The organism is Pedobacter sp. (genome assembly GCF_035566355.1).
Taxonomy (GTDB): domain Bacteria; phylum Bacteroidota; class Bacteroidia; order Sphingobacteriales; family Sphingobacteriaceae; genus Pedobacter.
This window is the reverse complement of sequence record NZ_DATMRL010000619.1, coordinates 1-11,246: the sequence shown is the minus strand read 5'-3', so window position 1 is coordinate 11,246 and position 11,246 is coordinate 1. Positions and strand designations below refer to the sequence as shown.

General features: G+C 39.7%; 11 protein-coding genes. 8 read left to right on the top strand and 3 right to left on the bottom strand.

What is annotated here, in order from left to right; translation table 11 throughout:
- A partial coding sequence (locus VNZ46_RS24330; RefSeq protein WP_325563473.1) for an Rpn family recombination-promoting nuclease/putative transposase occupies window positions 1–618 on the bottom strand: 618 nt, incomplete at its 3' end.
- A 67-nt stretch (window positions 619–685) separates the two neighbouring features.
- Here VNZ46_RS24330 and VNZ46_RS24325 point away from each other — a divergent pair.
- The 3 genes from VNZ46_RS24325 to VNZ46_RS24315 are packed head-to-tail and all read left to right on the top strand — an operon-like array spanning window position 686 to window position 4,014.
- The gene (locus VNZ46_RS24325) at window positions 686–2,023 is read left to right on the top strand and encodes a site-specific integrase (protein WP_325563471.1); all 1,338 of its coding nucleotides are present in this window, start codon (window positions 686–688) and stop codon (window positions 2,021–2,023) included.
- Complete coding sequence (locus VNZ46_RS24320) at window positions 2,016–3,011, top strand: tyrosine-type recombinase/integrase (RefSeq protein WP_325563469.1); 996 nt, start codon at window positions 2,016–2,018, stop codon at window positions 3,009–3,011. Before VNZ46_RS24325 ends, VNZ46_RS24320 begins: the two co-directional genes overlap by 8 nt.
- Complete coding sequence (locus VNZ46_RS24315; protein WP_325563467.1) at window positions 2,998–4,014, top strand: site-specific integrase; 1,017 nt, start codon at window positions 2,998–3,000, stop codon at window positions 4,012–4,014. Before VNZ46_RS24320 ends, VNZ46_RS24315 begins: the two co-directional genes overlap by 14 nt.
- A gap of 589 nt (window positions 4,015–4,603) precedes the next feature.
- Here VNZ46_RS24315 and VNZ46_RS24310 read toward each other — a convergent pair.
- Together VNZ46_RS24310 and VNZ46_RS24305 are read right to left on the bottom strand one after the other, a co-directional pair.
- Window positions 4,604–5,008: a hypothetical protein gene (locus VNZ46_RS24310; RefSeq protein WP_325563465.1), complete on the bottom strand. Its 405-nt coding sequence runs from the start codon at window positions 5,006–5,008 to the stop codon at window positions 4,604–4,606.
- A 116-nt stretch (window positions 5,009–5,124) separates the two neighbouring features.
- On the bottom strand, window positions 5,125–5,301 hold the full coding sequence (locus VNZ46_RS24305; protein ID WP_325563463.1) for a hypothetical protein: 177 nt from the start codon (window positions 5,299–5,301) through the stop codon (window positions 5,125–5,127).
- A gap of 247 nt (window positions 5,302–5,548) precedes the next feature.
- Here VNZ46_RS24305 and VNZ46_RS24300 point away from each other — a divergent pair, with 247 nt between their 5' ends.
- The 5 genes from VNZ46_RS24300 (at window position 5,549) to VNZ46_RS24280 (ending at window position 11,041) form a co-directional block, all read left to right on the top strand.
- Window positions 5,549–6,793 (top strand): hypothetical protein, encoded by a 1,245-nt coding sequence (locus VNZ46_RS24300; RefSeq protein ID WP_325563461.1) that lies wholly within the window; start codon window positions 5,549–5,551, stop codon window positions 6,791–6,793.
- A 3-nt stretch (window positions 6,794–6,796) separates the two neighbouring features.
- Window positions 6,797–7,252 carry a Rieske (2Fe-2S) protein gene (locus tag VNZ46_RS24295; RefSeq protein WP_325563459.1) on the top strand — a complete coding sequence of 152 codons (456 nt, stop codon included), beginning with the start codon at window positions 6,797–6,799 and terminating at the stop codon, window positions 7,250–7,252.
- The gene (locus VNZ46_RS24290) at window positions 7,249–8,313 is read left to right on the top strand and encodes an imelysin family protein (protein ID WP_325563457.1); all 1,065 of its coding nucleotides are present in this window, start codon (window positions 7,249–7,251) and stop codon (window positions 8,311–8,313) included. The genes VNZ46_RS24295 and VNZ46_RS24290 overlap by 4 nt, the downstream gene beginning before the upstream one ends.
- Complete coding sequence (locus VNZ46_RS24285) at window positions 8,313–9,701, top strand: di-heme oxidoredictase family protein (RefSeq protein ID WP_325563455.1); 1,389 nt, start codon at window positions 8,313–8,315, stop codon at window positions 9,699–9,701. The genes VNZ46_RS24290 and VNZ46_RS24285 overlap by 1 nt, the downstream gene beginning before the upstream one ends.
- 299 nt (window positions 9,702–10,000) lie before the next feature.
- On the top strand, window positions 10,001–11,041 hold the full coding sequence (locus VNZ46_RS24280; RefSeq protein ID WP_325563453.1) for an IS110 family transposase: 1,041 nt from the start codon (window positions 10,001–10,003) through the stop codon (window positions 11,039–11,041).
- Window positions 11,042–11,246 lie beyond the last annotated feature (205 nt).

Sequence of the window (11,246 nt, the reverse complement as noted above, 5' to 3'; positions counted from 1 at the left end):
CTGGTACGCATTCATATCTTCCGGGCTTAAATTAATGACCTCTGCCAATTGGTATAACTCTCTAAAAACCTTTTTCTTACGCAAAGGTACTGGAATTTCATCTAATATTTCCATATTCCTTAAAGAGTACAACCAGCCATCCTCATTAGTTTCCAATTCATCCACCGATTTTTTAAACTTCGGCAGTTCCACAAAAATATACCGAAGTTTTTCATAGAACACGGTATGAGTCACTACATCCATCAAACGAACATCATGCAAATACTGATCCCGATGCGTATGATCAAAACTAAAATCCATCAAGGCCACAACATACACCTCCGGCAAACGGTAATTCCAGTCCGGCGCCACAGATTTTCCCTGTTCCCTGATCAGGTTCGCCGAATAATAGAGAATACGGTCCTTAAAAAAGCGCTGGCTCGCCTGTTGGATCTCCACAATAAATTTACCCCCCTTATTATCGGTACAATACACATCAAACACCGTTTTCCTGTTCTCTTTACGCATCCCTTTATGACTAGGGTTATTAAAAGTCAAATCACGGATCACCTTTCTGCCCTTAAAAACAGCATTCAGAAAATCAATCAATAACTTCTTTCTGGACTCACTTCCAAAAATATACTTAAATGATTATGTAAAGTGCTAGATAATGTAAAGTAAACTCTAATAGTAGCCTACACTCGTTATGTTTTCGTCTAAATGGCCATATCACTTTACATTATTTATTTGTTTTTATGATAGTTATGATTTAAAAACAATTATCATGAAAACACAAGATCAAACATTGGACAATTTAATAAGTAATTTCATTACCTATCTTCAGAGCCTTCAACGGAGTACTAAAACATTAGAAATGTATTGTTGGGTATTTAGAAAAATAAAGATTTATGTAGAGTTATTTGCTATTACATTTTACAATAAAGAAGTCGAAAATAACTTCCTTGAATTCACTTTCGGCACCTTGGATTACAGCCAGCTTTCCTTGACCAATAGAAGCTTTATTAGGCAGGTAAAAGTACTCACTCGATTTCAGGAGACAGGAACTATAACAATGGGCCCAAATAAACAGCCTCCTAAGGCATTTTATGGGCCAATTGGCCTGACTATAAACGAATTTTTATTGCATAAGAAAACTGTTTATGAGCTACAGGGTAATACATTAATATGTTACTATACCTACCTCCATAATTTCTTTACATTTCTTAAAGAGAATATAGATTCCGTAGAAAAAATAGATCCGCCTATCATTTTTAGCTATGTGCAAACGCTAGATCCAACAAAAACTGGAGCAATGGCTAGAACCTTGCAGATAGTTAGAGGCTATCTGCAATTCCTGTTTGAGCATAAATATATTGCTGTAAATCATTCCCTTTTGGTTCCAAAAGGAAAAACTGTAGAACAACGTGAGCTTCCATCGACCTTCTCCAGTGAAGAAATAAAAATACTGGTTCATTCTGTTGACCGTAGTAGTCCAAAAGGAAAACGTGATTACGCAATTATATTATTGGCCGCTAAGCTTGGAGTAAGGTCTTCTGATATCAGATACTTACAGTTTAATCAAATTAAATGGGAGCAGAATATAATCAGTTATAAACAACAGAAAACCGGAAAAAATGTTAACCTTCCTTTACTATCCGAGGTTGGAAATGCCATTATAGACTATCTAAAATATGGCCGGCCATTTTCCACAAATGAACGGGTATTTCTAAATGCCAGCTCACCCTATTTACCATTAGGAAGAACAGCAATTGGTACTATGGTAAAAGTACGTATGCAGGCAGCCGGTCTCAATTGTTTCAATCGACGACCTGGTCCTCATGCCTTAAGGCATAGCTTTGCCGGGGCCTTGTTACGTGATAAAACTTCTATACCTATTATATCAGAAGCATTAGGCCACAGTAATACTGATTCCACAAAGGCCTATTTACGTATTGATAAAGACACACTCCTTCAATGTGCCTTGGATGTTCCTATTGTACCTTTCTGTTTCTACACACAAAAAGGAGGGTTATCTCATGGATAAATTTTATTACAGCGTCTATGGACCTCTTATCGAAAAGTTCATTGACTTAAAAAAGTCATTGGGATATAAATACCAGGGCGGGTCATTGGTGCTTGTCCGCTTTGATCGACTGGCAGTTTTAAGGGATGAACCTGAAGTTGGGATCACAAAAGAGCTTGCACAAACTTGGGGAACTAAAGACCCAAATGAGACAGATTCAACATGGTATATTAGAATCGAGATCGTCAAACAGTTTTCTCTATTTCTTTGTCATCTTGGTTATACCTCTTATATAGCCAGGTTACCTAAATTCAACTGTTCTTATGTTCCTTATATATTCTCAGAACAACAGATCTGTGCATTATTCTCTGCCTGCGATAAACTCCAGCTTAACATCTGCAGTTCAAGATCAATAGTATTTATTGTACCTGCATTATTTAGACTTCTATATAGTACTGGTGTAAGAATCAGTGAGGCGCTGTCTTTACTTTATGACGATGTACATCTTCAAGAAAGGTACTTGATATTACGCAGCTGTAAAAATGGTAGAGACCGATTGATCCCAATATCGGATTCTCTTGCAGAAGTATTGATGGATTACTTAAAATACAGAGACTATTACAATGGGCTGAAAGGAAATGGTTCAGGTCATCTCTTTATTTCCCGTGAAGGCAGACCATGCGCAATTCAAACAGCCTATGTATGGTTTAGAAAAATTCTCCGTAAGGCTGGTATACCTCATGGTGGCAAAGGCCTTGGACCCCGCCTGCACGACCTACGGCATACCTTTAGTGTACATACCCTTTCCAAAATGGCAACAGGAGGTTTGGATTTATATTATTCTCTTCCAATACTTTCTGCATACTTAGGTCATAAATCTATTTCTGCAACAGAGAAGTATGTTAGGCTTACTGCCGATATGTATCCTTCGATTATTGAGAACTCCAATAAGTTGTGTCCTTACCTATATCCAGAACTTTTAACTCCCTGTGATCATGAAACCAACTGATTTTGCAAAAGGGATTGGTGACTTTTTAAGTAAGTACCTCCCTGCTGAGAGAAGAGCCAGCTCAAATACGATATCCTCTTATAAAGATACCTTTATTCTGTTTATTGGATTCATGGAGCAGGAAAAAAGAATAAATGCAGCCAGGTTATTCCTAAAGCATTTTACTCAGGTTTGTATTATAGAGTTTCTTGACTGGCTTCAAAAACAGAGACATAGTAGTGATTCCACTCGTAACGTTAGGTTAGCTGCCTTGCATTCATTTTGTAGATATCTACAATATGAAAATCCGGAGTATATGGAGGAATGGCAGCGTATAATGAATATAAAAATAAAGATTACAGAAACTGGAACAGTCAATTACCTCTCTTTAGAAGGCATTAAACTCTTGTTGGAACAACCTGATACCTCCACTAGAAAAGGACTCCGTGACTTATCATTATTTGCTTTAATGTATGATTGTGGCGCAAGGGTACAGGAAATCTTAGACCTTACTCCATCCGCAATAAGACTAGACAAGCCCTATACGATAAAACTTATAGGAAAAGGCCGTAAAGCACGGATTGTTCCGCTTATGGAACAGCAAGTCATTCATTTGAAACATTATATGACAAGTAACAGTCTGCAGGATAATAACATGAATCTACATCCTCTATTCTTTAATAGTCGAAAGGAGAAGCTCACGCGGGCGGGGGTTCATTATCTATTACAGGCGTATGCTGCAATGGCAAGAAACAAGAATCAGCCTCTTATACCTGATAGGATTAGCTGTCATTCACTTAGACATTCTAAGGCAATGCATTTGCTGCAAGCTGGGGTTCATTTGATTTATATCCGTGATATTCTCGGACACACATCAGTTCTCACTACAGAAATTTATGCAAGAGTAGATTCAAAACAAAAACGTGAGGCCATTGAGCATGTCTATCAGGATCTAATCGCCAAAGAGCAGCCTACATGGAGTCAAAATCAAGATCTGATCGAATGGTTAAAAGGCTTTAACTGAAAAAATAATGTAAAGTGAAATCGAGGGAAAATGCCAGTAACATGGCTTATCCTCTTTTACTTTACATTATCTACAGCTTTACATAATCATTTTAATGTATAGCTATACATTAAAATGAAAAATCCGTCTTTACATTAATATACCTGCTATTAGATAGCGCTATCGGTTTTACTTGTTTTACAAGATTAGTTTTCTTCGGCATTCTGTCGCTTAAAACTTCCATTTACTCCGCATACAATGCCAACAATTAACATCATAAACAAGCACCCAAAAAGTCGTTTTATAAAAAATTAGTTGCCACTAAAGTATACAGTTCCAACCATAAAAACACCAATTCCAAAACAAATTTATCCGTTTTAAACATTTGAAAATCAATTAAATATATTGAAAAACAACACCAAATTCTGAACCAAAACCAACACCCAAAAACACCCCAACTCAACTCCCCACCCTCCCCGGTCTGCACCCAAGAAAAATAGGTTTTCATGATCAAGCCTCAGAACCTAAAAGGTTCAGCGCAACCAGAAAACCTATTTTCACAACCATACCCTTTTACGCTATTGATGACTTCAAATAGAACCTTAAAAGACTAATTTTTAAAGCTCAAAGAATCTTGAAGAAGATATCTTTTCCTTTCAGTAAAATCTATAATTAGTTTTACAGATTGAAAATAAAGAAAAAAATGCTTTGCATTTCCTATATAGAATTCTCCAGCAAACGTTATTCCTCCCATCTTTTGCGGAAGATATCTTTTAACCCTGGCAGTCCGCAGAGAGGTTTCTAAGTCAATTTTACTCAAACGCCATTCACTGGGATGCGTATCAACTGCATCTTTATAAAAACCAGGATGAATAAATGCTGAATTGACTCTGGTCGGCGTTCCATGTGTTAAGAATTTTTTATATACAAGAACAGTATCAATATTTTTCACACCCTGGATGCTGCTACACCCTGTAACTAACAAAACGCAGAAAACTAGAATATTCTTTCCCATGATAAACATTGATTATTTGACTACCAATTGGTTACACTTCGAGGCCTGCTTTAAATATAAAAAGCGAAGAGGTTTTTTACCCTTTCCGCTTTCTATGTTTAGAAATGAAATCTTGTTTATAATGATTGTATAAGGCTGAGAGGTAATTTAGTCGATTTAGCAATTATATTCCAGTCAATGCCGTTTTGCTTTAGTATGTGCGCAATTTGTTTTTTCTCTGCTAATACTTTTTTCTCCCCCTCTTTTAATCCCTCGTGTTTTGCTCTAGCCAATAATAATTCTTCTATACCCATTGTTGTAGTTTTTTCAGTAATGGTTTGTATATCCTGTGTACAACCAATGCAAAAGGATTATCACTGGCCAACAGGTCCTCGTCTTTTTGCTATAACATCACCCTATAAGCAAAATTCATTTCTTAAATACATCTATAAATATCGGGCAATAAGCATTTTAATCCTATTTAGTTAAATTTCAATTTTTTTATTCTTATTTATACCAATTATGAATAATAGGAATTACATTTGGCGCTTTAAATATTATATGGGCATAAAATTTTACTCCTCGATCTTTATTGTATCATTATCTATTTTCGGCTTACAAGCTTTTGGCCAGGTTCTTACACCTGAAGACTCTTTAGCTGTAGGACTAATTAGAAAACAGCAAACCACCATCCTCTCAGGATATGGTGAAGCCAAATACAGCATTGACACCAAACGTCAAAGTGCACAGGCCAGCTTAACACGTGTCGTACTGTTTGTAGGCCACAAATTCAGTAAAAATATTTCCTTTTTCAGTGAACTTGAAGTGGAAAACGCCTTGGTTTCCGGACCCAATTCTGACGAAGGAATATCTGGTAAAGGAAGCATTTCAATGGAACAGGCCTTCTTAAAATTCAACCTCAATCCAAGCACCTATATCGTTGCCGGGCTTTTTATTCCACGCGTAGGCTATATCAACGAAAACCACCTTCCTACAACCTTTAATGGCGTAGACAGACCATACCTTGAAGAACAAATTATCCCTTCCACCTGGCGCGAAGTTGGTGTTGGACTATACGGGCAGGTAAAAAATGTACAAGGCCTTAACTACAGTTTATCTCTAACCAACGGGCTGAACTCTTCCAAATTCAGCAGTGCAGGAGGTATTGTAGAAGGACGTCAGCTGGGACAAGCTGTTCAGGGGCTTAACCTGGGCGTCAACGCTTCCCTTTTGTATTACATTAAAGATTTTAGAATTCAGATGTCAGGTTATATTGGAGGCTCCACCTCAGAAGAAAAACGCGTAGCAGATAGTTTACAATTAAGCTCAGGCGCCTTTGGCAATCCGGTCATGTTAGGAGAAGCCAACGTATCTTATTCAAAAAACGGTGTCTCTGTGAGGGCCATCGGAACAGTAGTTTCCATCAAAAATGCTAAAGAAATAAATCGTGCCTACGCCAATAATACACCAGAACTGATGTATGGCGGTTACGGAGAATTAGGTTATGACCTGTTATACAACAGGTATCACAATGAAAAAGCCCTGATCGTTTTTGGTCGTTATGAATATGTAAACCTCGACGGAAAAGTTCCGGACAACGGAATTTCAAATGACGCGAACCGCAAACAATATATTGTAGCCGGATTAACCTATAAACCTATACGTGGTGTAGCCATAAAAGGAGATTATACCCGCGTTATAACCGGAGATTTCAATCAGGCACTCATTGTTACCCCCTTCCCAAGACAAGTTTTCTATTACAAAAACAACGGCTTCATCAACCTGGGCATCGCCTATAACTTCTAATTTATGAAAAACGCCATTACCATGAAAAGCAGACGGGATTTTATTAAAACAGGCTGCATTGCATGCATGGGCCTAACTGGAATGGCCAGTTTACTGGAAGCCTGCTCGGCCCCTTTACAAGTTGTTAAATTAACGAACCCATCTGGCTCCGATCTGCTCACTGTACCGCTCAGCAAATTTACAGACCAGATCAAAATGGTCCTGGTTAGAAGTGCAGCCGTAGATGACGATATCCTGCTGGTCAAAAATGGAGAAAGTTACCGCGCACTACTCATGATGTGTACACATGAAGGTGTAGCCTTAACAGCAACCGACAGTAAAATCTACTGCAATGCACATGGCAGCCAGTTCGATTTTGCAGGCAACGTAACCAAAGAACCCGCACTCAAACCCCTTAAACAGTTTAAAACAGAAATCCTAAATAATTCCATAAACATATATCTCAATCAAAAAATATGAAGAACACGTTCAAAGCATCGTTATTTTTAACGATCCCAATGGTCCTTGCAGCCTCTTCCTGTAAAAAAAGCAATTCAGACGACACACAACAAGCCAGCACTTTAAAAGCCCAGATCCTGGCCGACGTCTCTGCAAATGTTTGTACCTCTTCCTACCAGGACATGCTGGATAAAGCCAATGTACTGCAAAGTGCAGTTACCGCTTTAACCAATACTCCAACAGATGCCAACCTTGCCGCTGCACGCACAGCATGGAAAAACATGCGGGTAACCTGGGAAGAAACCGAAGCCTGGCTGTTTGGCCCGGTAGAAGCCGATAAAATCGATCCAAGAATTGATACATGGCCGGTAGACTTTACACAACTTGACCAAATCCTGAAGAGCAACGATGAACTTACAGAAGCTTACGTAGATAATCTTGACGATGCGTTAAAAGGGTTCCACCCAATTGAATACCTCCTTTGGGGACAAAACGGAACAAAAACCGCTGCATCATTTACCGCCAGAGAAAAAGCTTATCTGACCAGTTTAACCCAAAACCTGGTAAAACTGACCACCAGCGTTCGAAATACCTGGTCTAATGGTTACAACAAACAATTGGCTACTGCGGGCGCCGGATCTACAGAATTCACCACACAACAAGCAGCTTACGTTCAGCTGGTAGATGCCATGCACGACATTTGCGAAGAAGTAGCCAACAGTAAAATGAAAGAGCCTTTTGATAGCCAGGATGCTTCTAAAGAAGAAAGTCCCTTTGCAAAAAACTCCATTATCGATTTCACCAACAACATCAAAGGAATCATGATCATGTACCAGGGTAATTTTTCTGTAGATGGAAAAGGAATTGAAGATCTTGTTCGGGCAAACAACCTTTCTTTAGATGCCGAAATCAAAAGTAAATATGCAGCAGCAATTGCCGCTCTGGGTACTTTTTCTGTTCCATTTGGTCAGGCCATCGTATCAGAACCAACTAAAGTTCAGAACGCCATGACTAAGATCAATGATTTTGCAAGCACATTGGACGAAAAACTAAAGCCATTTATACTTCAGCAAGTTAAATAATGAAAAGAGCAACACAGGCAGTCCTGGTGATTTTGTGTATCGTCATTTTTTTGCAGATTGCCTGCAAAAAAGCAGACACGATTATTGACAACCTGGAATCCGAATGGTTAAACGGAGGAAGTCAAACCGCATTTGACCAGGGCAGCAGTTCTTTCTCACACATGTTCAGTGGAATGTCTGCCCTTCAAAACCGTGTACACGAAGTTGGAGACGGACAATTCTCTGCAACGTTTGTGGCCGCACCTGCCCCGTTAAATCCAGGATTAGGGCCTATTTACAACAACGTGGCCTGTGTTTCCTGTCACGTATCCGATGGACGGGGTAAGGTTCCCGGTTCGGGTGAATCTGCAGCAAACATGCTGTTTAGGATCAGCCTTCCCGGGATTGGTGAACATGGTAACCCCGTTCCTATTCCAGGTTTTGGAGATCAGTTGCAAAGCCGGAGCGTGCTTACCGCGTCACCAGAAGGCGATGTATCAATTAATTATACAGAACAGAGTTACAACTTTGCAGACGGTGATACCTACAGTTTAAGAACGCCACATTACACTTTTATCAACCTTTATATGCCTATGCCATCCAATGCCCTGCTCTCTCCCAGAGTTGCCGCACCGGTGTTTGGCTTAGGTTTACTGGAGGCCGTGAGTGAAGAAGACATTCTTAAAATGGCCGATCCCAATGATGCCAATAAAGACGGTATAAAAGGCCAGGCAAACTACGTATGGGATGTACTGAACCAGAAAAAAGTATTGGGTCGTTTTGGATGGAAAGCGAACCAGCCTTCCATCTTACAACAGGTTGCTGCCGCCTATAACGGAGATATGGGCATTACAAATTACCTGTTTCCAAAAGAAAGCAGTGAAGGCCAAACACAATTCAGCAGCCAGCCAGGCTCTAAAACTTACGAACTGGCAGACAGTTTACTCTATAGCGTAGAATTTTACGTAAAATCACTTGCTGTACCTGTACGAAGAGACATTACTAATCCAGCAGTAGTGAGAGGTAAGGCTCTTTTTACCCAAACTGGTTGTATCAAGTGCCATGCCGCAGATTTAAGAACTAAGGTGAATGTGGCCTTTCCACAGGTGAGCAATCAGCTCATCCATCCTTTCACCGATTTACTACTTCATGATATGGGTGATGGACTTGCCGATAATCGTCCCGATTTTCTGGCCTCGGGTAAACAATGGAGAACAGCACCATTGTGGGGCATAGGGCTTACACAGAAAGTAAACGGACATACCAATTTTTTACATGATGGAAGAGCAAGGAATTTAATGGAAGCGGTCATGTGGCATGGTGGTGAAGCTTTAGCTGCTAAAAACAATGTTGTTCAGCTGTCCAGAAGTGACCGTGCTTCTTTAATTGCATTTTTAGAATCCTTATAATTAAATTAAGTAACTCACCCTCTTCGGTCTGCACCCAAGAAAAATATGTTTTCTGATCGCGCTGAACCTCCTATGTTTACAGAATAAATAATTTTGTAAATATAATTGATAGAGGGGTGAGAGCACACTGAACCTAAATAGCTATTCATGCATATTGACTGGAAGATATTGCCTCACTCTTTTTGATCTTTTCGAGTTTGAACAGAATGTAAGGAACTTTGCATGTCAGAGTATCCAGGATATCCGATCAGGAGAACAAACGGAGGGAGATTCATTAATTATAATTTAGGAATAATAATATGAAGAGTGTATTAAAGCAGGTTGTTGGGATTGATGTTGCCCAAAAAGAATTGGTAGTGACCCTTGGTCGGACTTTAGGAGATTTTTCTATAGAGCTATATGCGCACAATGTTTTCTTTAACAGCGATGGGGGAATAAAAGCATTGATGAGGTGGGTAGATAAATTAACCGATGGGACTGTGTGCGTTAGCTTCGTTATGGAGGCTACTGGGGTGTACCACCAAAAGTTCGCCTACTATTTGGATGAAAATGGACATGATGTAAGCATTATCCTACCCAACAAGATCAGCAACTACATGCGTACCCTGGATCATAAAACGATTACTGACCGGATCTGTTCAAGGGCTATAGCCCAGTTTGGACTGGAGCGGAAGTTGGATTGTTGGTGTAAACCAAAAGAAGTTTATAGGCGGCTGCAGCAGCTTACCCGTGAGCGGGAGCAGATTGTACATGAAAGATCCATGGTAAAGAATCAACTTCATGCCGAGCAGTCCGAAGCCTATCCCTACCAGAAGAGCATCGATCGGTTTAAGTTAAGGATAGCCTTGCTCACCGAACAGGAAACAGAGGTCAAAAAAGATATTGAGGAGCTTATCGTTGGGGATTCTTCGCTGGAAGAGGAAATTAACCTTATCACAAGCATCCCAGGGGTGGGAAGATTGACCGCGGCCATCGTGCTGGCAGAAACCAATGGGTTTGAACTCATTCGCAGCAAGAAACAGCTCACCAGCTACGCTGGGCTGGACGTTATCGAAAAACAATCGGGAACATCGGTGAATGGCAAGTCCAGGATATCCAAAAAAGGGAACAGGAGCCTAAGAAAGGCTATGTATCTACCCAGTCTATCCGCAATAAAATGGGATGATCGGTTCAAGTCTGTATATGCAAGGATAGTGTCAAAATCAGGTATAAAGATGAAAGGCCTTGTTGCGGTGCAGCGAAAAATGTTAGAAATGATTTATACGCTCTACAAAAGCCGGAACAAATATGATAAGCAATTTTTGATCAAAGAAGATAGCGCACAGATACAGGTTGTATAAGTGCGCTATGCAGGCTGGTTCAGTACCGCCTTAAGTAAACAAAAGTAAAAAAATAATATTTTAGTTGAAAATTAACACAGAATCTTCCAGGTTCTGAGGCTTGATCATGAAAACCTATTTTTTCCCCCAGCCCCTAATTAAACTCCTCGTCCAGCAATTTCAACATCCTAACCAATAACACTCTGACCCGCATAGCCGTACTCTG